The sequence below is a fragment of the Corynebacterium curieae genome (assembly GCF_027570035.1).
In the GTDB taxonomy this organism is placed as follows: domain Bacteria; phylum Actinomycetota; class Actinomycetes; order Mycobacteriales; family Mycobacteriaceae; genus Corynebacterium; species Corynebacterium curieae.
The window spans coordinates 126,349-149,149 of sequence record NZ_JAKMUU010000003.1 but is presented as its reverse complement, the minus strand read 5'-3'; the positions used below and the strand labels follow the sequence as shown (position 1 = coordinate 149,149).

Genomic DNA, 22,801 nt, shown 5'->3' with positions numbered 1-22,801 from the left:
TGCCCTCCTAAACGGTTCCGTGCTTCTTCGGTACCTGGGCCACGGCCTTGCGCTCTAGCAGGCGCAGTCCCTCTACCAGGTAGTGGCGGGTTGCCGTTGGTTCAATAACATTATCGGCTAGTCCGCGCTCCGCTGCGGCGTAGGGGTGCAAGAAGAGCTCGTCCATCTCCTCTTCCTTTTCCTCCGAACCATAAATGGCCAGGGACGCCTGCGATGCCTGCGTTACAGCGATTTCCGCGGTGGGCCAAGCGTAGACCAAGTCCGCGCCGAGGTCCTTGGCACCCATAAATACGTAGGCGGGACCAATGGCCTTGCGGGTGATCACAGTGAGCTTGCCGACGCTCGCTTCGGCCTGCGCATAAGCAAATTTCGACGCCCTGCGCAGCAGACCGGCCTTTTCTTCTTCCGGGGTAGGCACGAAGCCTGGGGAGTCCACGAATTCCACGATGGGAGTGTTGAAGGCATCGCAGGTGCGTACGAAGCGTGCGGCCTTTTCTGCGGCGGCAGAATCCAGCGCGCCGGCCAGCGCTAGTGGCTGGTTGGCAACGATGCCGACGGCGCGACCATCGATGTACGCAAAGCCGGTAACTATATTTTGTGCCGCCTCGGCAGAAAGCTCAAAGAAGGACCCCTCATCGACAACGGCCTTGATGACGTCGTTCATGTCATAGGCCTGTGCGGCGGTATCCGGGATGACGCCGTTCAAATCAAAGTCCGTCACGCTTCCGGCCTCCACACGCGGCGCCTCGGCGCGGTTATTGGCAGGTAGGTAAGCCAGAACGTCGCGCACGAGGGACAGGGCCTGCTTATCATCGCTGGCCACCAAATGAGCGGTGCCGGACTCCGCGTGGGCTGCGGAGCCGCCGAAGGTTTCTGGTTCTGCGCCGGCCACGTGGCTGGCAGCCTGGTGAAGGGCGGTGCCTTGGGTGACTACGAGGACATCGGCAAACGTCGGTGCGAAAGCCGCAATGCCGCTGGTATTGCCCGCGACTACAGAAATCTGCGGGATGAGGCCTGAAGCCTGGGAGACGCGCGCCATGAGGCGGGCATATCCGGCCATGGTGACGATGCCTTCTTGTACACGCGGGCCGGTGGATTCGTAAATGCCGATGATGGGCACGCCGGTTTTGATAGCGAGGTCATAAATCTTGGTGAGCTTTTCTGCATAAACCTCACCCATCGTGCCGTCGAAGACCTCTCCGTCTTGGCTAAATACGCACACGCGGCGGCCATCGATAGTGCCGCAGCCGGTAACCACGCCATCGGTATAGGGACGGTCATGCTCACGGCCGAAGTCTGTGGAGCGGTGGCGGGCCAGCGCATCCGTTTCTACGAAGGATCCCTCATCGAGCAGCTGCGTCACGCGGGTGCGGGCGGCCGGCTCGCCTTCTCCCAGCGGCGCGCGGGACTCGGCGAGCTTAGCGTCCAGGTCCTCGATCTTGCCGGCGGTGGTTTTCAGGTCAGTCATAGGCCCCCACACTACTAGCGCACCCCGCTCAATGCGGAATGGAATGCTCCGTGGTCGCGTTGCGGAAAACGATTGTGTGGCGAATGCCACCAAAGTGTCGACGGGAATAAAACCTGGGAATTCCTTGAGCACCATCACTCTAGAACACCCTAGTATGGGGGTGGTGACCGTTGTAAACATTTACCGACACTGGGCAGGTGAGCGCCGATTATCGCACCTCAAAGGCGGTAAAACCATTAAAAATATTTGCATTCAACTGTTGAGGTGTTTTCTGTAAGGCCTTATGATTACCTGAGTCTTCATGAATGTTTCCCCTTATTTTTAACTATCTATTAAGGACGGTCTTCTGGTGATTAAAAAGGGACTGCGCTTGCTCGCACCGCTTGCCGTAGCGGCTCTCTTCACGCCAGTGGCACACGCGGGGGATGTTCCCCCGATGCCGCAGGCATATCCCATTTCCAACCTCTACAAAAGCTGCAGCGCCGCCGGCGATAATGTCGAGCGGGAATGGCGCTTTGCAGAAACGGGCCGCCGCTACATGAGCGACGGCACCCTGCAGTTCAAAAACACCACTAACCAGGAAGTGCCTTATACCGCCGAGGTAGAAACTGGTACCAACCACGAGATTGAGGCCAATTCCAAGGCCAAGTTGCCTTCCGGTTGGGATACCACCGCCAAGTCCGATATTGGTCTAAAGATGACCAACGGTTGGCGTGATAAAGAAACCTTTGGCCCTGTGAAGCTGAAGCCTGGCGAGTCTTTCCGCGTCGAATATGGTGTCATTGAAAAGGACTTCATCTCCATGTTCGTGGGCTGCAACGATGACCGCTTGGAAAATATCCCAGGCTCCAACGTTATTCGCGGTAAAGGCCCCGCCGAGCGTTATGCCTTTGCTTATATCATCAAGGCGGATGGCTCCGTTTCCGATTTGGCCATGGAAATTCCTTCCCGCTCTCCGGGCGCAAACTCCAAGCCGATCGAGGGTAACTACACCTCTGTATCCGGCCCGAGCCTAGAGAAGATCGCTGATCCGAAAAAGGACGAGATCATGCAGCCGTCTGCGGACATACAGCGCGATCCATCCTGGCCTAAGGAAGGCGATAAGTGTGAAGCCGGCGATAGCTCCTGGTACCCGTTGGATATCACCGCTGTAAAGCCCACCTACCGCAAGGCTGGTTACTCCACTGACTTCCTCAACTGGTCCAAGGGCGACTACGAGTTTGCGCCGGTAACCGACTTTGTTGTCGGCGCCGAGCATGCCCCGTACACCAACTGGCGGGGTAACCGTGGCGATATTCCGAAGGGCTGGCTGGAATCCGTAGGCGCCGTCAAGCGCGCCTACATGCCGGTTGGCACCGAGCTCAAGCACATAGACCTCAAGCCAGGCGAGCGTGTACGCGTTGAATACGGCACCACCATGACCCGCATCAACTACCGCGAGGTGCACTGCGGTAAGAGCGGAAAGTACGACCTCACCTCCAACTACAAGCAGACCTCCGCCCCGAGCGGCTTCTGGGCAGAGGCCAAGATCACCGATAAGGCCGGCCACACCCGCACCGAGGACGTCACTCCGGACGAATTCCGTGACCTGCCGGTTCCTACCCAGACCATCTACTAAACACCACCCGCATCTACGCAAGGAGAAAGTTTCATGTTCAAGTCCAAGATTGCTTCCACCACTGCGGCTCTTGCCGTAGCCTCCGGCCTCGTCTTCGCCCCAGCAGCTAACGCCCTGCCGCAGCGTGACCTCGGCCCAGCAAACCCGACCACCATCGGTGAGCGTTGCTCCAACCCAGGCGACACCGGCCAGACCGTTGACATCAAGCGCACCTACTTCGATGGTTCCGCTGGCTCTTGGACCGTGTCCAACTACAATGATGAGCCGCTGCCCGTTACCCGTACCATCACCGAGACCAAGACCAAGACCTGGAATGTTTCCGCCGGCGTTGACTTCAAGTTGATGGACCTTATCAACTTCACCTTCTCCTCCAGCTACACCGATAGCCAGTCCTACGAGGTAGGCGAGCAGGTTGGCCCGTACAACATTGCTCCGGGCAAGACCGCCGTCCTGCGTGCCGGCTGGGTAGTCTCTGACTTCGAGGGCCAGAAGACCGTGTGCGGCTCCGACCACAAGTGGCAGGCCAACGGCGGCACCTTCACCGCCACCCTGCCGAAGGAGCGCCATATCGAGGTCTCCACCCGCGATAACAACGATTGGGGTTAAACGTGAGCAAGACGCCCATCGCTAGCGCCCTAGCGGCGCTGAGCCTGGTGGCCGCTCCTGTTGCCCACGCCGCTGATTTCGGTGGGGACTTTGAGCTGCCCCAACGCTGGAATGACGATTACAAACCAGGCACGCATTGTTCGACGCCGGGTGAAAACGGCACCTACGTCACCGCAAAGCGCCGCTGGTTCAAGCAGACCGACGCCACGAGCGTGGCTAATCGCAACGCTGAGGAAGTACCGGTTAAGCACACCGTCACCCAGGCCCGTACCCAGACCATCGAGGTCTCCGGCTCCGTTGAGGGCACCGGTGAGCTGGCCAAGGTACTGACCAAGACCTATGGCTTCAACTACGTCAGCGAGCAGCACTGGAAGCTAAACCAGGTGGTTGGTCCGTACACCCTGCCTGCGAATTCGCAGGGCAAGTTGGTGTGGGGCTTTACCATGCTCGACACCGATGGTCAGGACGTGCGCTGCAACTCTGACCAGCAGTGGGAAGCCCAGGGCAAGCCATACTCGGCTTCTGTGCCAGAAGCACGCTACTCCGAGCTGCGCCTCGAAGACGCCCCAGAGTGGAACTAACTCCACTGCATAAGTAGAGCGCCTCTCGGTCCCACAGGACCGACGGGGCGCTTTTTCTCTGTGCGTTGCGGTGCAGCCTGGAGGGGAAAGGGCTGCAGCTGCGCGCTAAGGCTTAGGCCGGCAGCCAAGCGTAGCCGTACGGTCCGAGCTCTACTGGGCCGAGATCGATGGACCGATCGCTGAAGTTGTGCAGGCACAGCAGATCGCCGCGTTGGTAGCCAAGGACAGCCTTTTCGCCTGTCTCGACCGGCTCACATGGAGCGGTACCGAGATCCGGATGAGCATGGCGCTGCGCAATCATGGAGCGGACGGTGTTGAGCAACGAGGTGGCGTCATCAAGCTGGGCAGCTACGGACGTTCCTCCGACAACCGGCAGCCGGGACGGCGCGCTGCTGCTGAAACCGGCGTGCTCGGAATCGTCCCACTGCATTGGGGTACGCACCGCATAGCGGTCCGGGAGTGTGGTGTCATCGAGCATGCCAATCTCATCGCCGTAGTAAATAAATGGCGCGCCTGGCAGGGTCATCAGCAGTGAGAACATGAGCTCGACCTTGCGGCGATCGCCGTTCATTAAGGGCATAAGCCTGCGGGCGATGCCCACGTGGGCGCGCATGCCTTCTTCGGGCAGGTAGGCCTGGTACATCAGGTCTCGTACGCTATCGTCCACCATCTCTAGGGTGAGCTCATCGTGGTTGCGCAGGAAGGTGCCCCACTGACAGCCATCCGGTAGGGAAGGGAGTTCATCGAGGATGGAGTAGACTGGGGTGGCGTCGCCAAGCGCCAAAGCCTGATACAACCGCGGCATTACTGGGAAGTTGAAGACCATATGGAAGCGCTCGCCTTGGCCATAAAACTGCATAGTCTCGGCAGGCGGTTGGTTGGCCTCTGCGATAAGCACCGCGTCAGGGTAGTGGGCGTCCATGAAGGAGCGAACCTTTTCCACAAACTCGATGGTCTCCGGCAAGGACTCGCCGCCCAAACCATCGCGCTCAAAGAGATAAGCAATGGCATCGAGGCGCAGGCCGTCCAAACCCTTGTCCATCCAGAAGGACAAGATCTTGAACACTTCCTCCTGCACGGCCGGGTTATCGTAGTTCAAATCCGGCTGGTGGGAGTAAAAGCGGTGGAAGTAATACTGGCCGCGCTTATCATCCCAGGTCCAATTGGAAGTCTCCACATCGGTGAAAATGACGCGGATCTCGGGGTAGCGCTCCGGGTCATCGCCCCAGACATAGAAATCTCCGTAGGGCCCATTGGGATCTGTGCGCGAGGCCTGGAACCACGGGTGATCGGAGCTGGTGTGGTTGAGCGCCAAGTCCGTCATGATGCGCATGCCGCGGCGGTGCAGCTCCGCAATGAGCTCTTCAAAGTCTTCCATCGAGCCATAATCTGGGTGGATGGAGTAGTAGTCTGCGATATCGTAGCCATCATCGCGCAAGGGGCTGGCATAAAAAGGAGAAAGCCACAGGCAGTCCACACCGAGCCACTGGAGGTAATCCAGCTTATCGATGACCCCGCGCAGCGTGCCTACTTCCTTATCGCCGTCGGCCTTAAAGGAACCGACGAGGGCTTGGTAGAAGACGGCATTGTGGTACCAGCTCATGAAAGGTCCTTTCTTTTTGCCCGCCAGGTCAGATAGGTAAGAAGGCAGAGGACGCCGGCCACCAGGCCGGGCCAGACGGCGGGGGAATCGTGGAAGAGGTTGAGGACGGCCTGGATAACCGCGAGGACGCTAAAGAAACCTAGAAAGCCCAGCGCGGTATCCCACAGCATGGCTCGCCGCATTAGGCCTTGACACCACCTGCGGTGAGACCGGCGACGATGCGATGCTGGAAGACGAGCACCATAATGACCAAGGGGATGGTCACCAGCGCGCCAGCGGCCATAGTGGCGGCATAGGGGTACTCGAAAGCCGAGGGGCCGGAGAAGCGCGCGATGGCCACGGTTACTGGCTCGGTATCGGTGGTGGACAGCTGCTTGGCCAGCATAAACTCGTTCCACGTGGTGATAAAGGCGATAATCGCGGTGGTAAAAAGCGCGGGGGCCGCAAGCGGCAGAAGCACTAGGCGGAAGGCCTGGGAACGCGAGGCCCCATCCACCCGGGCTGCTTCTTCCAGTTCCCAGGGAAGCTGGCGGAAAAAGCTCAGCAGCGTGTAGACCGTAAGCGGTAGCGCGAAGGAAATATTGGGGATGATCATCGCGCGGTAGGTACCGATCCATTCCAGGTTGCCAAAGAGCTGGAAGAGTGGAGTGACTAAGGCGATGGCCGGGAACATGGAGGCGGCGAGGATAATGCCGGTCACGATTCCCTTGCCCGGAAAGTCATAGCGGGAGAGTGCATAGGCGGTAAAGACGCCGATGAGCACGGCCACAGCGGTGGTAACAAGGGAGATGAGCAGCGAGTTACCGAGGGCGGCCAGGAAGTCGTTTCCCTTATCGGTAGCCAGGGCATCGCGGAAATTATCCAGCGTGACGTGGGTGGGCCACGGGGTGGTATCGAAGGTGAATCGCTGATCCCGCAGCGCGGTTACCAGCATCCAGTAGAAGGGCGCTAGGCCCCAGAACATGATGAAGACGATGCCGGCGTAGTGACCGAATTTACGCATTATTTAGCTGCCTTCCTGCCGGAGACATCCGCGCCGAGGAAGCGGATGAGGATAAAGGCGACGACGAAGATGAGGAGGAAAATCAGGGTGGACAGCGCGGAGGCGGAATTGAAGTTGCCTTGGCGCATATCCTCCACCACCAGCTGCGAGATGGTCGCTGTGGGGGAGTTGGAGGAGCTAGAAATCATGATGACTGGCAGGTCATACATGCGCAGCGCGTCCAGCGTACGGAAGAGCACGGCCACCATGAGCGCCGGGCGCACCAGCGGGAGGGTGATGCGGAAGAACGCCTGGATGCGGTTGGCACCGTCCACGCGGGCGGCATCGTAAACGTCCTTAGGAATCATCTGCAGGCCGGCCAAGATAAGCAGCGCCATGAACGGTGCAGTCTTCCACACGTCCGCGATGATGACGGCGAGGCGGGCGTAGAACGGGTCCGTGGTCCAGGCAATGTGCGCACCCAGCAGCGAGTTGACGATGCCATCTGGGGCGAACATGAACTGCCAAAGCTTGGCCGTAACGGCCGTAGGAATGGCCCACGGGATAAGAACCGCCGCGCGCACGAGGCCGCGGCCACGGTAGTCACCATTCATGATGAGAGCCATCAGCATGCCGAGGATGGTCTCTAGAAGCACGGTAACGATGGTGAAAAAGAGCGTGATCTTGACCGCAGGCCAAAAGTCGGTGGCGATAACGCCCGGCGGGCAGGCAGAAATTTGGCCGGTGCCGGAAACGCACCGATTATTGATCCAATACAGGTAGTTTTCGAGCCCGGCAAAACCGCCTTCCTCAAAAAGCCCTGTCTGCGGGTTGAGTTGCCTATTGCCCTGAAAGGACAGGAAAATAGCGCGGATGATGGGGTAGCCGATGATGACGGCGAGCACGATGAGCGCTGGGGCAATCAGCCCGGCCACGCGCCCATAGTTCTTGCGCTGGGGCTTCGGCGCTCTTGGCGACGCCCCTTTCGGCGTCCCCTTGGACGCAGTCGGCGAAGCTATAGCCACGCTGGTCCGCCTTTCTGTTAAAGAAATGCTGTCTATTGGCTAGATTCTATCCCCATTAGGGGAGTGAAAACCACAAAGGGTGAGGCGGCGGTGTGTCCGCCTGCCTCACCCGGATTGGGCCTTTAGCCTTGGGAAGCCGATTCGATGGCCGCCTTCATATTGGCGGTGGCATCATCGACCGACTTGCCGTCCGTCAGTGCAGCATAGGCATTGTCCTGGATGGCCTTAGAAATCGCCGAGTAGAACGGGGAGACTGGACGCGGTGCGGCGTTCTCCAGAGATTCCTTAAGCGCCGGAAGGTACGGGAATTCCTGCTGCAGTTGTGGATCATCGTAGATGGAGGCCAAGACCGGCGGGAAGGACTGCTCCGCAAAGGACTTCTGGTTGTCCTCGTTGATGATGAACTCCATGAAGTCGAGCGCGGTGCCCTTATTCTTGGAGTTGATATTGATGCCGTTGTTATAGCCACCCAGCGTGGACACCCCTACGCCGTCCTTGCCCAGCGGGGGCTGGACCTCAACGTCGACGCCGGCATCAACCGCATTGGAGTACATATACGGCCAGTTCATGGCGAAGGCGGTCTTGCCCTCAGTAAAGGCCATATTGGTTTCTTCCTCGGTGGCGGCGGTGGAGTCCTTGGAGATGGTCTCCTCCTTGTATGCATCCACCATGGCCTGCAGGCCGTCCTTGGCTTCCTTGGAATCCACGGTAGCGTTGCCGTCCTTATCCAAGACGGAACCGCCCCAGCCTTCCACGAAGTCCGCGGTATTGAGCGTTAGGCCCTCGTACTGCTTGAGCTGGGTAGTCAGGCAGTCCTTGCCCTTGTCCAGGGCCTTACATGCGGACTTAAGATCCGCGAACTTTTCTGGTGCCTTATCCGCGAGCTCGGTATTGCGGAAAAGCAGCTGGCCGTTAGTGTTTTGTGGCAGGGCGTAGAGCACGTCGTTATAGGTGGCGGATTCTACGGTGGCCGGAAGCAGCTCATCCGTATTGGTTTCAAAGTCACCTTTAAGCGGCTGCAACCACTGGTTGGCGGCGAATTCCGCGGTCCACACCACATCAAGCGCCATGACATCGTAGTCATCGCTGCCCGCTTGCAGGGACTGCACTAGGGTCTCGCGCTGGGCGTCGGCCTCGCCTGCCAGCTCTTTGAGCGTGACCTTCTCGTCTGGGTGTTGCTCGTTCCACTTCTCAATGATGGGGGTCACCTTGTCCGTGTCATTTTTGCCCATGGCAAAGGTGATAGGGCCGTGCGCATCCGCGCCGCCCTCAGAAGAACCGCCCGCGGCGGAATCGGAAGAGGAAGAAGAGCAGCCGGCCAGTGCCAATACAGCGGTAGTCGCAACGGTGGTGCGAAGCAGGAATTTCTTCATGGAATTCACCTTTCGGAAAACTTTCGGTTCTTTAAACCTAAAATACGGAAACCAAAAGGTGGATAATTTTGACCTATTTAACTCTAAACGGGGGTAGTTGGGCGGCGAAGTGGGCCCTGCGCGCGTACCGAACGCGCCGAGGCTCGGCATCCCCGCGGCTCGGCCCCCTCCGCGGACCTAGTCCTGCGCGATGCGCCGGCCCGTTTCCAGATCGAAGCGGTGCGCCTCGCGTGGATTGAAAGTCAGCACCACGTCTTCGCCGCGCTGCGGTGGGGTACCTTCGGCGCGGGCAACTAGACGATTGTCGCCAACGGCGACGTAGACATAGGACTCGGCGCCCAGCTCTTCCACAATATCTACCACGCCTTGGAGGCCCACCGGCCCCTTATTGATATACATCTTTTCTGGGCGCACGCCTATGCGGGAAGCGTTGTAGTCAAAGATATTCATGGCCGGCGAGCCGATGAAGCCGGCGACGAATTCGTTCGCGGGGGCGTCGTAAAGCTCGCGCGGCGGAGCCACCTGCTGCAACTCGCCGTCCTTGAGCACCGCTACGCGGTCGCCCATGGTCATTGCCTCAACCTGGTCGTGGGTGACATACACCGTCGTCGTACCCAGGCGCTGCTGCAGGCTGGCCAGCTCGGCGCGGGTTTGCACGCGCAGCTTGGCATCCAGGTTGGATAGCGGCTCATCCATGAGGAAGGCCTTCGGCTCGCGCACAATAGCGCGGCCCATGGCCACTCGCTGACGCTGGCCGCCCGAAAGATCTTTGGGCTTGCGCTTGAGGTACTCGGTCAGACCGAGCGTCTCCGCCGCCTGGTGCACCTTGGCTTTGATTTCGGCCTTGGGGAGCTTCGCCAGCTTCAAAGCAAAGCCCATGTTTTCCTCCACCGTCAGGTGGGGATAAAGGGCGTAGTTTTGGAAAACCATGGCGATATCGCGATCGCCCGGTTCCAGGTTGGTCACGTCCTTGCCATCGATGGCGATGCGGCCGCTGGATGTAGGTTCCAGCCCCGCTACGGCGCGCAGCGTGGTGGACTTGCCGCAGCCCGAAGGGCCAACGAGTACCAGAAATTCGCCGTCCGCGATATCGAGGTCCAAGTCCTTTACCGTGGGCGCGCTCGCGCCGGGGTAGGTGATGTTGACCTTTTCAAAAGTGACCTTTGCCATGCGCAACACACTAGCACCATTGGTGGCCGGTATCCTTGAAGCTTATGACTGCACTTGATTTGGAACGCATTCGCACAGCACTGGCGAACGATTTCACCACCATCGATTTCGTGGAAAAGACTGGTTCTACCAATACTGATTTGATGCAGGCCACCAATGTTGCGGATGGCACCGTGCTGCTTGCCGACGAACAGCTTTCCGGTAAGGGCCGCCTCGGCCGCTCCTGGACCGCGCCGGCCGGCTCCCAGGTCATCTTCTCCGTGCTCCTGCTGCCGGAATCCCTTGAACACCTAGGCACCCTGCCGCTAGCCGCGGGCCTCGCGGTAACCGATTCGATCGAGGGGACCGTACTGAAGTGGCCGAACGACGTGCATATCGACGGCAATAAACTGTGCGGCATCCTTGCCGAGGCCGGTCCCGTTGGTCACGCCTTTAAGGCCGCGCCGAAGACCGAGCTGACCAAGGTAGAGGTAGGAAAGGCCGAGGTCAACAAGGCTGAGGTCAACAAAGCCGAACTAAATAAGGCTGAGATCAACAAGGCGGAGCTCAATAAGGCCGTAGGTGGCGCCGCACCATCCGCGCGCGTCGTCGTAGGCATGGGCATCAATGTCACCTTGACACGCGAGGAGCTACCGATTGAAAAGGCCACCTCTCTCGCGCTCGAAGGCCGTGATACTGACCGCACCGAGCTGGCGATTACCGTGTTGAAGAACCTGCGCCGCCGCATCGCGCAGTGGGAGAACCAAGATCCGCAGCTCCTGCGCGATTACCGGGCAGTCTGCTCCTCGCTTGGCCAAGAGGTGCGCTTGGAGACCCCGTCCGGCGATGTCACCGGTCACGTCGATGAAATCGGCGAAGACGGCCGCATCATGGTCGCCGGCGAATACTACTCGGCGGGCGATGTCACGCACCTGCGCCCACAGCAGTAGACCTACACAGTAGACACGCGAGGTAGCATCCATAGCTATGGGACTAATGAAGATGGGCCAAGGAGAGGTCAAGCGCGCGGATGTCTCCGCGCCGTTTCGCGCGCTGATTTTCCCCTTCCTCGAGCTCATCCTCATCACCGGCCTGCTGTGGATCGCCATCGGCTGGTGCGATGTCCAAGCAGTAGACCCGATGCTGCGCAACGGCCTCGTCGCGGTGTGGGCGCTGCTGGGAATCTGGCGCTTTGTCATTCCCCTTTATAAGGCTCGCCGCAAGCGCTTCATCGTGACCAACCGGCGCGTCATCGCGCGCGAGGGCCGCAATATCGATTCGATTCCGTTGCAGGATATCCGCGGCGCCCGCAAGCGCCGGGGCGGGGTGTCCCTAGCCATTCACGGCTGGGACCGGGCCATGTATTTTCCCAATGTGGCCAAGCCCAAGCGCGTGGCAGAGATTATTAATGATCGCCCTTGGTTTTAACCTCGGTGGTGTGCAGCTGGCTATCCAGGTCCTCGGGGGAGAGGTTAGCGCGCCCGAATTCCTGCGTCAGCGGTAGGCGCAGCTCTAGGTCGGAGGCGGGGCAAAGCTCAATCGTTGCCTTTTCCACTACGTAGTCGAGCACGTGGCCGCCGGAGGTACGGGTGGCGTCGATAAAGTGTACGTGGCAGCCCGGCACCGAAATACCCTTTTCATATACGGGGGTGCGGAAGCCACCGATGACGCCCTCGACGTCCTTGAAATGTAGCTCCTTATCGCCACCAACGGCCTCGGACATCGGAGGGTAGGGCTTTTCTTGCTTGACCACCGTGCGGGTGGTCACCTCCTTAAAGGTGCCCACGATGCGCACCGCGTACATGTAGTTGGCGGAAGGCTCGAGCTTATCGATGAACGCGGAAAGCTGATCGCGGCGCAGGCCCGCGGGGGCGTCGGCAGTAATGCGCGGAACAAAATTGGTTGCTACCGCATAGGGCGTGCGCTGATCCAAATCCGCAATCTGTGCGGAGCCATCGCCACGCAGCTGGTAGCAGGTGCCGTCCAAGATGATCATCTCACCGTCGAGGCCATCAAAGGTGCCGAGGCCGAAGTTGCCCTTGCCTAGCAGCTCCGAAATGGTCATTTCGCCGTCATAGATGCCGTCAAGCAAAGCGGTCATGAGTGAGTTTTGGAAGATGGTATGACGAGTGAACATAGTATCCAGGCTAGTATTGAGGAACGTGAGTGACTTAAAGCCTATTGTAACTGTTTGTGGCGACGGCCAGCTGGCACGCATGATGCAGCCGGCCGCCGCGGAACTCGATATTCACCTGCGGATTCTGGCCAGCAAGCCGGATTCTTCCGCGGCGCAGGTCACCCCCGACGTGGTGCTGGGGGACTACACCTCCTTGGAGGAGTTGCGCGGCGCGGCTGAGGGTGCGGACGCCATTACTTTCGAGCATGAGCATGTGCCCAATAAGCACTCCGCTACGCTTATCGACGCCGGATTTAACGTCCAGCCCCAGCCCACCGCCCTCATCTACGCGCAGGACAAGCTGAAGATGCGCGAAAAGCTCGCCGCGCTCGGTGCCCCTGTACCGCGCTTTGCCGCAATCGACTCGGTGGCCGATGCCCGCGCCTTTTTCGACGCCGTCGATGGCCGCGTGTGCCTCAAGGCCCGCCGTGGGGGATACGACGGCAAGGGCGTGTGGTTCCCAACGTCCGAAAATTGCTATGAGCTGGTCTCCGAACTGCTCGAGGCCGGAACTCCACTGATGGCCGAAGAAAAGGTGGACCTGACTCGCGAGCTTTCCATCCTCGTTGCCCGCCGCCCCTCTGGCGAGGCTAAGGTGTGGCCGATTACCCAATCCCGCCAAGAGAACGGCATTTGTGCCGAGGCCATCGCTCCCGCCCCCGGCCTCGCACCGGAACTGGCGCAGCAGGCTAGCGAGCTGGGGCTATCCATCGCCGAATCCCTCGGAGTGACCGGCGTGCTCGCCGTCGAGCTCTTTGCCTTCGACGGCCCCGAGGGCGAGGAAATCTCCGTCAACGAGCTGGCCATGCGCCCGCATAACACCGGTCACTGGACCCAGGACGGTTGCGTTACCTCCCAGTTTGAGCAGCACCTGCGCGCGGTGCTCGACCTCCCCTTGGGCGCAGTCGACACGTTGGCACCCGTGACCGTGATGGCTAATGTCTTGGGCGCCGACAAAGATCCCGCCATGCCTATGCCCGATCGCGTCCGCGAGGTCATGCAGCGCTACCCGCAAGCCAAGATCCACCTCTACGGCAAGGACCACCGCCCTGGCCGCAAGATTGGCCACGTCAACGTCACCGGTGACTCCACCGATGAAACCCTTTCCATTGCCCGCCAGGCCGCGCACTTCCTCGTGCACGCCACATGGGCTTAATTTCCTGCTTTAAGAAAGGACACTATGCAACCGCACGTAGGCATCATCATGGGCTCCGATTCCGATTGGCCCACCGTTGAACCCGCCGCTCAGGTCCTCGCGGACTTCGGCATCCCCCTCGAGGTCGGCGTGGTCAGTGCCCACCGCACCCCAGAAAAGATGCTGGCCTATGCCAAGGAAGCCCACACTCGTGGGCTTAAGGCGATTATCGCCTGCGCCGGCGGTGCCGCGCACCTGCCTGGCATGGTCGCCGCCGCCACGCCGCTGCCGGTCATCGGCATTCCGCGCGCACTGAAGGAACTCGATGGCCTCGACTCCCTCCTATCCATCGTGCAGATGCCTAGCGGCGTGCCGGTTGCCACCGTTTCCATCGGTGGTGCGAAGAACGCCGGCCTCCTCGCTGCGCGCATCCTCGGCGCTGGCGACCCCGCCATCCAAGAAAAGATCGTGGACTACCAAAAGCAGATGGCCGAAGAAGTTGAGCAGAAGGAGAAGAATCTGCGCGACAAGCTGCTAGGAGAGTAGCTCCTAGCCGGAGTGTAAAGTCACACACCAACATGCAGCCACGTTATGCCCCCATGGAATCAACCTTCCATGCACAACGTGGCTGCATTGTAGGTTTTGGGCTCTATTCCGGCTGCACGAGCGTAAAAGGGCGAATAAGGTGAAGGGGAGCCAAATTTCCGGGGAAATGGGGGAAGTATGGAAAGCTTGGTGGTGTCAGGGCTGAGCCAGCATCAACTGCGTCGGCGAGTGGCTAAAGGTGAAATCTTCAAAATCGCACGAGGCCTCTATGTTCGCCGGAAACCAGAACCAATAGAGGTGGCGCAGTTATTGCACCAGCGCTGGCCAAAAGTGATGATTGCAGGAAAATCAGCGGTCGAGATTTACTCACGGTCTGCAATGACGCCCCCGTTGGAAGTCGCGTACAACAACAGGTTGAGCTCGTCCGAGTGGTTCAAGGCGCAAAGAACTCGCCAGCGTACGTTTTATGAGTTCAAAGGGATCCCGGTTCAAAACCCGATTTTGGCCGCGCTTGAAGTCGATGAAAAACGAGCAATCACTATGCTGGAGTTTCATTATCGCAGCGTACGAGGGAAAGCTGCGCTCGAGCGAGATTTGTCTTCCATCTCGCGCGTGCCCGCTGGGACGAAAGAGATGCTGCGCAAGGTTGTCCACGGAAGCGATAGTGAAGCCGAGCGTCTGGTGGTACGCGCACTTCGCCGCAGAGGAATGAAGGTAGAAACTAACCACCAGATAGGTCCATACTTTTGGGATATTGTGGTGGGGAAAATCGCCGTGGAGATCGATGGCTATGATTTCCACAAAGCAGAAGACTTGGCCACCTTTATCAAGGACCGGTGGAAAGCAAACGACGCAACGCTCAGGGGTTATACGGTACTTCGGTACTCCGGAAGTTGCGTAAAGCGCCACTTGAGAGAAGTAGTGCAGCAAATTGTAGGCGCTCGTCAGCGGAATCCAGACTTTTCCAGCTACGCGCATCAATCGGTGTGGGATTGGCATTCACTGCTTGTCGGCGAACCTTATGAGCCGATCCGAGGCTAAGTTTTGGCCGCGTTAACGACCGAATAGACAAAGGCGGCAGTGACAACGTGGCCGCTATTTGGGTTTCAGAATAAAGGATCCAAAAGCGGCCGCGTTAGCGACCAAAATTGGCGCACGAAGGGCTATATCGTGGCCAAAAGTCACCTTGCGAAAGCGCTAGAAGGGCACGCCGGAGCGCAGGATGACATTGGCAAACGGCGTAGTGGAACCGCTGCGCACGACGAAGGAGGCGCGGGCGACTTCGCGCTTGAGGTCATCGTGGGAGACCTCGGTAAGCGGTACTGCGGGAAGTAGGGAGCGCACCTCGGGCGGGGTGGTATCGGCGATGGTGGCGGCTTCGACCACGACCTCCTCGAGAAGAGCCGCCAGCGTATCTGCAAAGGTCGGGATGCCGAAGGTCAGCGTCAGGTCAATGACGGGCACAGCATGAGGGATGGGCAGGCCGCAATCGGCGATAACGAAGGTATCGGTGTGGCCAAGGCGTGCGACGGCGCTGGTAAGCGCGGGATTGAGGAGGCCGGATTTACGCATCGTCAACCTCCGGCAACTCGGATTCGGTGGTGGGGTAGGACGGTTGCGCGCCGTTGCCGGTGGCGGCGAAGGCGCCGACGCGGGCGGCAAAGGTGGCGGCATCGACAAGCGAAGCACCGGTGAGGAGCTGGGCGCAGAAGGCACCCGCGAAGGCGTCGCCGGCGCCGGTGGTATCCACGGCGGTTACGTGCGGGGTGGGGATATCCGTGCCGCCATCCGGAGTGGCCACGTAGGCGCCGTGGGCACCAAGGGTGAGTACGACGGAGCGGAAACCGGCCTCTACCAAGCGGTGGGCGAGATCGCGTGGGGCGCCCTCAGAAGGCAGCCCGAGCTGTTCTAGGATGAGCCCGGCCTCGTGTTCATTGGCCAGCAGAGGATCGGCTTGCAGAAGCGAGTCGCGGTCGACCTTGACCACGGGCGCGAGGTTGACCACCACCCGGCCCTGGGCAGCCTCGACTGCGGCCCGAAAACCGGAGGCGGGGATTTCGCCTTGGAGGAGGACTACGTCGGCATCGGCGATGGTGGAGGTGCGGGAGGAGACAAAGGGGGCGTCGACAAGCGAGTTGGCACCGGGGGAGATGACGATGGTGTTTTCGCCATCGGACGAGACGGTAATGACAGCGAGGCCGGTGTTGGTATCGGCCTGCTCCACGGCGTCAAGATCGATGCCGGAGGTGCGCATGTAATGCATGGCAGGCTCGGCATAGGGATCGGAACCGACCGCACCCACGAAGGCAACGTTGGCGCCCAGCTGCGCGGCCGCGACGGCCTGGTTAGCGCCCTTGCCTCCGGCCAAGATGTCGCCGCCGGAACCAAGCAGGGTTTCGCCGGGCTGCGGGTGGCGCTCGGCGTGCACGATGAGATCCGCATTGATGGAACCGACGACGGTTAGCTTGCTCATTGGAAATCCTCCACATTGTCGCGGGTAACGGTAATGACCTCGACGGGGACGTTCTGCTCCGCCGTGCCACCGTGCAGGAGCGCTGCGGCTTGTTCGATGGCGCGGGCACCGAGCTCTGCGGGCTGCTGGGCGATGGTAGCTTCTAGCTTGCCATCTTTGACCGCCTTGAGGCCATCAAAGGTGCCATCAAAAGCCACCACCTTGACCTCAGAACCAGCGCGCGAGCCCAAGGCTTCGACCGCGCCGAGCGCCATTTCATCGTTCTCCGCAAAGATAGCCTTGATATTTGGATTGGCCTGCAGCAGATTGGTGGCGACGTTGAGGCCTTCCGTGCGGTCGAAATTCGCCGATTGCTTGCCGACGACCCGAATACCCTTGTACTTGGCAATCTGCTCTTCAAAGCCCTTGCCGCGCTCGCGCGAGGCCGAAGTACCGGCGGTGCCTTGCAGGATGAGAATATCGCCCTTTTTCTCGATGGACTGGGCGAGCGTATCCGCGGCCTGCGCGCCGCCGGCTACGTTATCGGAGGCCACCATGGAGTCCAGGTCTACGCCATTAACATCGCGGTCCACGCCAATGACGGGGACGCCGTCATTTTTGATGCCACGCACCGCTGGGGCCACGGCATCGGAATCGGTGGGGTTGACCACGACAACCTTGGCACCCATGGAAGTGGCATTGCCCAGCTGGTTCACCTGTTGGGCGGGGTCATCGGAGGCGTCCTGGATATCCAGTGGAACGCCGAGTTCCTTGGCTTTGTCTTGTGCGCCGTGGCGCAGCTCGACGAAGAAGGGGTTGGTTTGCGTCGACAGTGCTAGCGTGATGCGGTTGCGGTCTTCTTCTGAGCGATTGCAGGAGGCAAGGCCTAGCGCAAGGGCGGGCACGAGGAGGGCGGCGATGAGCTTTCTCATGGCGGGTGTTCCTTAGTTGGCCGTCTTATTGCGGATGACGTCGAAGCCTACGGCTAGCGCGATGACCAGGCCGATAACGATCTGCTGCCAGAAGGAGGAGACGTTGAGCAAATTCAAACCATTGCGGATAACAGCCAAGAGAATCGCACCGACCAGCGTGCCGGTGGCCTTGCCTTGGCCGCCGGAGAGTGAGGCGCCGCCGATGACGACGGCCGCGATGGCATCCAGCTCGTAGCCTGTGCCGGCCTGCGGCTGTGCGGATTCGAGGCGGCCGGCCATGACCATGCCGGCCCAGGCGGCGAAGAAGCCGGAGAGTGCAAAGACGGCGATTTGAATGCGCTTGACCGGCAGGCCCGAGAGCCGGGCGGCCTCCAGGTTGCCGCCGATGGCATACATGGAACGGCCAAGTACCGTGCGCTCTAGGATGAACCAGCAAATGAGCCCGGCGATGACCATCATGATGATCGGCACTGGGAAACCTGCGATATCGCCGCCAAAGGCGTTGACGGCTGGGGCGGTCTCAATAGGTGAGCCTTGCGAGATAACCAGGGTGAGCCCGCGGGCGATGGACATCATGGCCAGCGTTGCGATGAAGGAGGGAATTTTTCCCCATGCGGTGGCCATACCGCAGATGGCGCCGGCCAGCGCGCCCACGATGAGGCCGAGGAACAAGGTGAGCCATCCCGGCAGCCCCGCGGTGGAGAACATATAGGCAGAGACCATGGCGCCAAGCGCGGCGACCGAGCCCACCGAGAGGTCGATGCCGGCGGTGACGATGACAAAGGTCATGCCGAAGGCCAAGATGGCCACCGTCGCGGCCTGGATGCCGATATTGAGCAGGTTCGCCACGGTAAGGAAATAAGGCGTAGCGATAAAAAGCGCGATGCACAGGGCGATAAGGCCGACGAGCGCGCCATTATTCATCGCCCAGTTAACTACTCGATTCTTGGTCATGCTTCATCCTTGGGGTTGGTGCCGGCAGGTGCGGCAGCAGAGGCAGAGGTAGCGGAGGTCACATTGGATACCGCGAAGGCCATGACCTCGTCTTGGGTGGAGTCTTTGGGTAGCTGGCCGGCGAGTTGTCCGCCGGACATGACGAGGATGCGATCGGACATGCCGAGCACCTCGGGCAGATCAGAAGAGGCCATGAGCACAGCGCCGCCGGCCGCGGTAACCTCATTGATGATGTTGTAAATCTCCACTTTGGCGCCGACGTCGACGCCGCGGGTGGGTTCATCGAGCAAGAGAACCTTGGAACCGGCCAATACCCAGCGGCCGAAAACCGCCTTTTGTTGGTTGCCGCCGGACAGGTTGCGGATGGGCTGGGAGAGATCGGCCATGCGGATGCGTAGCTTCTCGGCCACCTCACCGGCGCGGCGGCGCTGGCCGCTGCGATCTGCAAGCCCAGCTTTGGCGGTGGGGTAAAGGGTGGCAAACCCCAAGTTATCGCCCACAGAAGCGTCAAGAACCAGCGCTTGGGACTTGCGGTCTTCGGGGATATGGCCCACGCCGGCGCGGATGGCGGCACGAATATCGCCGCCGCGCAGCTGGGTACCGTCGACGCGGATGGTGCCAGAATCGTACGGATCGGCGCCCGCAATTGCGCGGATGATTTCGGTGCGGCCAGCTCCCACGAGCCCGGCGAGGCCGACGACTTCGCCGGCGTGGACGGTGAAGGTGACGTCGTGAAAGGCGCCGTCGGAAGTCAGCTCGGAGACCTCCAGCAGGGCTTCGCCGTGCTCGGGTGGGACCTCGCGCGGGTATTGATTTTCAATCTCGCGGCCGACCATGAGCCGCACCAGCTCGTCTTCGTCGGTATCGGCCGGGACCTCGGCGATGAAGGAGCCATCTCGCAGAACACTGATAGTCTCGGCAATGCGCGCCAGCTCCTCCAAGTGGTGGCTGATAAAAACCATGGCCACGCCCTTGGCCTTAAGTTCCTCCAGCACGGTGAAGAGCGCATCGACTTCCTTGCCAGTAAGCGCGGCTGTGGGCTCATCCAAGATAAGGATACGAGCGTTCATAGAGAGTGCCTTGGCGATTTCAACCAGCTGCTGCTTGGCCACGCCTAGCTCACTCACCGGCATATCAAGGTCCACGTCCAAGCCGATAAGGTGCAACGCCGCTTGTGCCTGTGCCTTGAGGTGCTTGCGGTTTACCATCCCATAGCGGCGCGGGGTGCGGCTGAGCATGATATTTTCCGCTACCGACATCGTGGGAACGAGGTTTAATTCTTGGTGGATGGTAGCGATGCCGAGCGCTTCAGAGGTTTTAGTATCCGGGATCTTTACTTCTTGGCCATCTACCATGATGCGGCCGGAGTCCGGCTCGTGTACACCGGCAATCATCTTGATGAGCGTGGATTTTCCGGCACCGTTTTCACCCAATAGGGCTTGGACCTGCCCGCGGCGCACGGTGAGGTCAACGCCTTTAATAACCTCTACCGGGCCAAAGGATTTGGTGACGTTATCCAGCTGCAATACGCATTCGCTCATGGCGTGGCCTCATGGAGTTGGTGGGCGGTAGACATGCGCGGGATATAGCGGGTTTCTAGTACCTCGCCTTCCGGTGGACGCTTATCGTTAATGGCCGCGATGAGCTTGGCCGTGGCGGTCTCGCCCATCCGAGCGACGTCCTGGTCCACCACCGAAATGGGGGAGGGCTGAAAGCGCAGGTAGATAAAGTCATCGAAGCCAACGAGTGCGATTTCCTCCCCAATGCGTTTGCCAGCATTATGGCAGGCCTCGAGCGCACCGGCCGTCATCATGGAATCGCCTGCGATGATGGCGGTGACACCTTCCTTTAGCAGCGCAATGGCACCCTTATAGCCCTCGCGGTGACGGTAGCTGCCGTGGTGAATGTGGGTGGGCATCCCGTGGGTGGCGGCTTCGAATGCTTCAAGGCGCTGCCGGCCGGTGGAGGTCTCTTGCGGGCCGGAGAGGTAGCCGATGTGTGTGTGGCCCTTTTCTTTGAGCTGCTCTACGGCTTGGTTTATTCCCACGCAAGGATCGGACAGCACCGCAGGAAGCTCGCCCAAGGTACGGTCGATGAGGACGAGTGGTCGGTAGCTGCGTGCTTGCTCGAGCGCTTCTTCGGCTCCTTCAAGCGGTACGGCGATAATGCCGTCGACTTGGCGTTCCAACAGTGCGTTGAGGGACTTGACCAGACGTTGCGGATCTTCTCCGCAGCTCGTGATCATCGTAGCTAGGCCTTGGTTATCGGCGGCTTCTTCAATGGCTGCGGCCATCGCGGCGAAGTAGGCATTGTCTAGGCTGGGAATGACTAGGCCGATGGCGTTCGAGCGGGAGCTGCGCAACGCTCGGGCTTGGGCATTCGGCCTATAATTGAGCTTGATGGCAGCGTCCTTGACGCGTTGGCGCGTGGACTCAGAGATGGCTGGGTTGCCCGATAGTGAGCGAGATGCGGTGGATATGGATACTCCAGCATCGGCGGCCACGTCCTTGAGGGTGGTTCCGGCCATGCTGACCTCCTTGGTGGTTAAGGCGTACGGGCCAGCGTCTGGCCCTTTCAGAGTGCAATCGATTGCACATTTGAGTTAAACGTACGGCTTTTTCTGCCTTCCTGTCAAGGGCGGACAAGTCTAAGCTGGTATCCATGTCTGACCCGCTCCTCGTTCTGGGCTCCCGTGTAACTCATGGCTATCCTGGCGCCATGCTGCGTTCCCGCCTAGATAAGGCGCTGGCACTTTATAGCGGTCAGCGGGTTATTGTTTCTGGGCGCGGCGAGGCGGGCCCAATGGCTAGCTACCTTATTGAGCACGGCGTGCCCGCGCGGCAGATAGTGGTGGAGCCAAAAGCCACGAGCACCAATGAAAACCTAGAAAATGCCCACCGCTTGGCTCCCGATGCGGTCCTGCAGGTGGTGACCAATGATTTCCATGTTTTGCGCACCGCACTGTGGGCATGGCATTTAGGCATCGCCGTGCAAATGCATCCCGCGCGCACCCCGTGGCGGTTGATGCCGCGCAACTATCTGCGTGAGGTGTTGGCTACCCCGCATTCTGCGGCACGAATTGGTTGGCGGAGGATGCGTGGTTAGCGCTTTAAACCGGTGGGATGGTCCGCTCAACCTTTTTATTGCCCAGCCCCGAAAGAGGTTAACTGTGGGTTAACTAGGGTGTGATGAGCAGACGAAACGCTTGGTATTCAAAGGTAATTATGCAAACGATTGACCGCTGCTTTGTCGTACTCCTAGGCTAAATCCGACGAAAGTTATAGCCAGAAAGGTCTTTGTTATGACCAGTGGAGGAGCGGCTGGTTCTGACGCTGAATACCCCAGCGTTGTCATTTGCCACGGCGATTATGCGGCTGAGCTTGCTCTATTTGGTGGTGCGGTCAAGGCGTTGACCTATCGCGGCGCGCCCTTGGTGGAAAGCTACGAGGGAAAGCCGCCGCTGATGGCCGGCGTGGTGCTGGCGCCTTGGCCCAATCGCACCGAAGATGGCTGGTTTGAATGGCAGGGGACTGGGTACCAGTTGGAGGTCAACGAGCCGGAGCGCAAAAACGCTATCCACGGTTTCGCGGTGGACTGGTGGCGCGTAAAGGAACGCACGGAAAGCCGCGTGGTGCTTGCCTATGAAATCGAGCCGCGGCAAGGCTGGCCGTGGGCAATACAGCTCGAGGCCACCTACGCCCTCAATGACCAAGGCTTGCACCACCAGCTGACCGCCCGCACTGCGGAGCCCGGTGAGGTTCCCTTCGCCTATGGTCTGCACCTCTACCTCTCCCCGCAGGGAGCTGAGGCGGAGGAAGCGGTGCTGAGCGTGGACGTCGGCAAGCGCCATCTGCTAGATGCCCGCAACCTGCCTACCGGAAAGACGGAGCAGGTGCGCATTGCACACCAGCCCATCGCCGAGGTGGATTGGGACGATTGCTTCCACGGCGAAGGCCCACTGAAGGCCGTTTATACGGCCGGCGGAAAGGGCGTGCGCCTGGAGCTGGGTGAGGGCCTGAACTGGGTGCAGATGTTTACCCCGGCCGATTTCCCGCGGGCAGGCGGCCCGGGAAAGGCGTTGGCCGTGGAGCCCATGAGCGCGCCGCCGAATGCGCTGCGCAGCGGTCAAGACCTCGTGCGCCTGAGCGCTCAGAACCCGCAGACTTTCACGCTGCGCCTTGCAGCAGAGAATAATTACTAG

The 22,801-nt window shown here is 60.1% G+C and carries 24 protein-coding genes; 10 read left to right on the top strand and 14 right to left on the bottom strand.

The window, feature by feature from the left end; translation table 11 throughout:
- Positions 1–7: 7 nt before the first annotated feature.
- Positions 8–1,468, bottom strand: a complete 1,461-nt coding sequence (locus L8V01_RS06645; RefSeq protein ID WP_269946337.1) for an acyl-CoA carboxylase subunit beta — start codon at positions 1,466–1,468, stop codon at positions 8–10.
- Positions 1,469–1,817: 349 nt separating this feature from the next.
- On the opposite strand from L8V01_RS06645, the gene L8V01_RS06640 reads away from it, so the two are divergent.
- The 3 genes from L8V01_RS06640 to L8V01_RS06630 are packed head-to-tail and all read left to right on the top strand — an operon-like array spanning position 1,818 to position 4,273.
- Positions 1,818–3,086, top strand: a complete 1,269-nt coding sequence (locus L8V01_RS06640) for a hypothetical protein (protein WP_269946336.1) — start codon at positions 1,818–1,820, stop codon at positions 3,084–3,086.
- A 33-nt stretch (positions 3,087–3,119) separates the two neighbouring features.
- Complete coding sequence (locus L8V01_RS06635; RefSeq protein WP_269946335.1) at positions 3,120–3,692, top strand: hypothetical protein; 573 nt, start codon at positions 3,120–3,122, stop codon at positions 3,690–3,692.
- 2 nt (positions 3,693–3,694) lie between these two features.
- A complete protein-coding gene (locus L8V01_RS06630; protein WP_269946334.1) occupies positions 3,695–4,273 on the top strand; it encodes a hypothetical protein in 579 nt (192 codons plus the stop codon).
- Positions 4,274–4,385: 112 nt separating this feature from the next.
- Here the strand turns inward: L8V01_RS06630 and L8V01_RS06625 are convergent, their stop codons facing one another.
- From L8V01_RS06625 to L8V01_RS06600, 6 genes are all read right to left on the bottom strand, one after another.
- Positions 4,386–5,876 carry an alpha-amylase family protein gene (locus L8V01_RS06625; RefSeq protein ID WP_269946333.1) on the bottom strand — a complete coding sequence of 497 codons (1,491 nt, stop codon included), beginning with the start codon at positions 5,874–5,876 and terminating at the stop codon, positions 4,386–4,388.
- On the bottom strand, positions 5,873–6,058 hold the full coding sequence (locus L8V01_RS06620) for a hypothetical protein (protein WP_269946332.1): 186 nt from the start codon (positions 6,056–6,058) through the stop codon (positions 5,873–5,875). Before L8V01_RS06620 ends, L8V01_RS06625 begins: the two co-directional genes overlap by 4 nt.
- A complete protein-coding gene (locus L8V01_RS06615; protein WP_269946331.1) occupies positions 6,058–6,879 on the bottom strand; it encodes a carbohydrate ABC transporter permease in 822 nt (273 codons plus the stop codon). Before L8V01_RS06615 ends, L8V01_RS06620 begins: the two co-directional genes overlap by 1 nt.
- Complete coding sequence (locus tag L8V01_RS06610; protein WP_394371644.1) at positions 6,879–7,883, bottom strand: carbohydrate ABC transporter permease; 1,005 nt, start codon at positions 7,881–7,883, stop codon at positions 6,879–6,881. Before L8V01_RS06610 ends, L8V01_RS06615 begins: the two co-directional genes overlap by 1 nt.
- Positions 7,884–8,005: 122 nt before the next feature.
- Positions 8,006–9,256, bottom strand: coding sequence for an ABC transporter substrate-binding protein (locus L8V01_RS06605; RefSeq protein ID WP_269946330.1), 1,251 nt, complete (start codon positions 9,254–9,256; stop codon positions 8,006–8,008).
- 177 nt (positions 9,257–9,433) lie between these two features.
- Positions 9,434–10,426, bottom strand: coding sequence for an ABC transporter ATP-binding protein (locus tag L8V01_RS06600; protein WP_269946329.1), 993 nt, complete (start codon positions 10,424–10,426; stop codon positions 9,434–9,436).
- 44 nt (positions 10,427–10,470) lie between these two features.
- Between L8V01_RS06600 and L8V01_RS06595 the strand changes: the two genes are divergently transcribed.
- Together L8V01_RS06595 and L8V01_RS06590 are read left to right on the top strand one after the other, a co-directional pair.
- Entirely contained in the window at positions 10,471–11,355 is an 885-nt protein-coding gene (locus tag L8V01_RS06595; RefSeq protein ID WP_269946328.1) for a biotin--[acetyl-CoA-carboxylase] ligase, read from the top strand.
- Positions 11,356–11,392: 37 nt separating this feature from the next.
- Entirely contained in the window at positions 11,393–11,833 is a 441-nt protein-coding gene (locus L8V01_RS06590; RefSeq protein WP_005326709.1) for a hypothetical protein, read from the top strand.
- Here L8V01_RS06590 and budA read toward each other — a convergent pair.
- Positions 11,811–12,542, bottom strand: coding sequence for an acetolactate decarboxylase (gene budA / locus L8V01_RS06585; protein ID WP_269946327.1), 732 nt, complete (start codon positions 12,540–12,542; stop codon positions 11,811–11,813). The genes L8V01_RS06590 and budA overlap by 23 nt on opposite strands.
- 79 nt (positions 12,543–12,621) lie before the next feature.
- Here budA and L8V01_RS06580 point away from each other — a divergent pair, with 79 nt between their 5' ends.
- From L8V01_RS06580 to L8V01_RS06570, 3 genes are all read left to right on the top strand, one after another.
- Positions 12,622–13,737 carry a 5-(carboxyamino)imidazole ribonucleotide synthase gene (locus tag L8V01_RS06580; RefSeq protein WP_269946468.1) on the top strand — a complete coding sequence of 372 codons (1,116 nt, stop codon included), beginning with the start codon at positions 12,622–12,624 and terminating at the stop codon, positions 13,735–13,737.
- Positions 13,738–13,761: 24 nt separating this feature from the next.
- Positions 13,762–14,262: a 5-(carboxyamino)imidazole ribonucleotide mutase gene (purE, locus tag L8V01_RS06575; protein ID WP_269946326.1), complete on the top strand. Its 501-nt coding sequence runs from the start codon at positions 13,762–13,764 to the stop codon at positions 14,260–14,262.
- Positions 14,263–14,439: 177 nt separating this feature from the next.
- Positions 14,440–15,303 carry a type IV toxin-antitoxin system AbiEi family antitoxin domain-containing protein gene (locus L8V01_RS06570; RefSeq protein ID WP_269946325.1) on the top strand — a complete coding sequence of 288 codons (864 nt, stop codon included), beginning with the start codon at positions 14,440–14,442 and terminating at the stop codon, positions 15,301–15,303.
- Between the two features lie 156 nt (positions 15,304–15,459).
- Here the strand turns inward: L8V01_RS06570 and rbsD are convergent, their stop codons facing one another.
- The 6 genes from rbsD to L8V01_RS06540 are packed head-to-tail and all read right to left on the bottom strand — an operon-like array spanning position 15,460 to position 21,127.
- Positions 15,460–15,834: a D-ribose pyranase gene (gene rbsD, locus L8V01_RS06565; protein WP_269946324.1), complete on the bottom strand. Its 375-nt coding sequence runs from the start codon at positions 15,832–15,834 to the stop codon at positions 15,460–15,462.
- Positions 15,827–16,735, bottom strand: a complete 909-nt coding sequence (locus tag L8V01_RS06560; protein WP_269946323.1) for a ribokinase — start codon at positions 16,733–16,735, stop codon at positions 15,827–15,829. The genes rbsD and L8V01_RS06560 overlap by 8 nt, the downstream gene beginning before the upstream one ends.
- Positions 16,732–17,646 (bottom strand): substrate-binding domain-containing protein, encoded by a 915-nt coding sequence (locus L8V01_RS06555; RefSeq protein ID WP_269946322.1) that lies wholly within the window; start codon positions 17,644–17,646, stop codon positions 16,732–16,734. The genes L8V01_RS06560 and L8V01_RS06555 overlap by 4 nt, the downstream gene beginning before the upstream one ends.
- A 12-nt stretch (positions 17,647–17,658) precedes the next feature.
- Positions 17,659–18,600, bottom strand: a complete 942-nt coding sequence (locus L8V01_RS06550) for an ABC transporter permease (RefSeq protein ID WP_269946321.1) — start codon at positions 18,598–18,600, stop codon at positions 17,659–17,661.
- Positions 18,597–20,141, bottom strand: a complete 1,545-nt coding sequence (locus tag L8V01_RS06545; RefSeq protein ID WP_269946320.1) for a sugar ABC transporter ATP-binding protein — start codon at positions 20,139–20,141, stop codon at positions 18,597–18,599. Before L8V01_RS06545 ends, L8V01_RS06550 begins: the two co-directional genes overlap by 4 nt.
- A complete protein-coding gene (locus tag L8V01_RS06540) occupies positions 20,138–21,127 on the bottom strand; it encodes a LacI family DNA-binding transcriptional regulator (RefSeq protein ID WP_269946319.1) in 990 nt (329 codons plus the stop codon). Before L8V01_RS06540 ends, L8V01_RS06545 begins: the two co-directional genes overlap by 4 nt.
- Before the next feature lie 134 nt (positions 21,128–21,261).
- Between L8V01_RS06540 and L8V01_RS06535 the strand changes: the two genes are divergently transcribed.
- Positions 21,262–21,705: a YdcF family protein gene (locus L8V01_RS06535; protein ID WP_269946318.1), complete on the top strand. Its 444-nt coding sequence runs from the start codon at positions 21,262–21,264 to the stop codon at positions 21,703–21,705.
- A 196-nt stretch (positions 21,706–21,901) separates the two neighbouring features.
- The gene (locus L8V01_RS06530) at positions 21,902–22,801 is read left to right on the top strand and encodes an aldose epimerase family protein (protein WP_269946317.1); all 900 of its coding nucleotides are present in this window, start codon (positions 21,902–21,904) and stop codon (positions 22,799–22,801) included.

Bases quoted from the DNA above. Each gene is read 5' to 3' on its own strand.
- L8V01_RS06620 (WP_269946332.1), bottom strand. From the start codon at position 6,058: ATGCGGCGAGCCATGCTGTGGGATACCGCGCTGGGCTTTCTAGGTTTC.
- L8V01_RS06590 (WP_005326709.1), top strand. From the start codon at position 11,393: ATGGGACTAATGAAGATGGGCCAAGGAGAGGTCAAGCGCGCGGATGTC.
- L8V01_RS06605 (WP_269946330.1), bottom strand. From the start codon at position 9,256: ATGAAGAAATTCCTGCTTCGCACCACCGTTGCGACTACCGCTGTATTG.
- L8V01_RS06635 (WP_269946335.1), top strand. From the start codon at position 3,120: ATGTTCAAGTCCAAGATTGCTTCCACCACTGCGGCTCTTGCCGTAGCC.
- L8V01_RS06550 (WP_269946321.1), bottom strand. From the start codon at position 18,600: ATGACCAAGAATCGAGTAGTTAACTGGGCGATGAATAATGGCGCGCTC.
- L8V01_RS06615 (WP_269946331.1), bottom strand. From the start codon at position 6,879: ATGCGTAAATTCGGTCACTACGCCGGCATCGTCTTCATCATGTTCTGG.
- L8V01_RS06600 (WP_269946329.1), bottom strand. From the start codon at position 10,426: ATGGCAAAGGTCACTTTTGAAAAGGTCAACATCACCTACCCCGGCGCG.
- L8V01_RS06555 (WP_269946322.1), bottom strand. From the start codon at position 17,646: ATGAGAAAGCTCATCGCCGCCCTCCTCGTGCCCGCCCTTGCGCTAGGC.
- L8V01_RS06560 (WP_269946323.1), bottom strand. From the start codon at position 16,735: ATGAGCAAGCTAACCGTCGTCGGTTCCATCAATGCGGATCTCATCGTG.
- L8V01_RS06645 (WP_269946337.1), bottom strand. From the start codon at position 1,468: ATGACTGACCTGAAAACCACCGCCGGCAAGATCGAGGACCTGGACGCT.
- purE (WP_269946326.1), top strand. From the start codon at position 13,762: ATGCAACCGCACGTAGGCATCATCATGGGCTCCGATTCCGATTGGCCC.
- L8V01_RS06595 (WP_269946328.1), top strand. From the start codon at position 10,471: ATGACTGCACTTGATTTGGAACGCATTCGCACAGCACTGGCGAACGAT.
- rbsD (WP_269946324.1), bottom strand. From the start codon at position 15,834: ATGCGTAAATCCGGCCTCCTCAATCCCGCGCTTACCAGCGCCGTCGCA.
- L8V01_RS06625 (WP_269946333.1), bottom strand. From the start codon at position 5,876: ATGAGCTGGTACCACAATGCCGTCTTCTACCAAGCCCTCGTCGGTTCC.
- L8V01_RS06570 (WP_269946325.1), top strand. From the start codon at position 14,440: ATGGAAAGCTTGGTGGTGTCAGGGCTGAGCCAGCATCAACTGCGTCGG.
- budA (WP_269946327.1), bottom strand. From the start codon at position 12,542: ATGTTCACTCGTCATACCATCTTCCAAAACTCACTCATGACCGCTTTG.
- L8V01_RS06530 (WP_269946317.1), top strand. From the start codon at position 21,902: ATGACCAGTGGAGGAGCGGCTGGTTCTGACGCTGAATACCCCAGCGTT.
- L8V01_RS06545 (WP_269946320.1), bottom strand. From the start codon at position 20,141: ATGAGCGAATGCGTATTGCAGCTGGATAACGTCACCAAATCCTTTGGC.
- L8V01_RS06540 (WP_269946319.1), bottom strand. From the start codon at position 21,127: ATGGCCGGAACCACCCTCAAGGACGTGGCCGCCGATGCTGGAGTATCC.
- L8V01_RS06580 (WP_269946468.1), top strand. From the start codon at position 12,622: ATGATGCAGCCGGCCGCCGCGGAACTCGATATTCACCTGCGGATTCTG.
- L8V01_RS06535 (WP_269946318.1), top strand. From the start codon at position 21,262: ATGTCTGACCCGCTCCTCGTTCTGGGCTCCCGTGTAACTCATGGCTAT.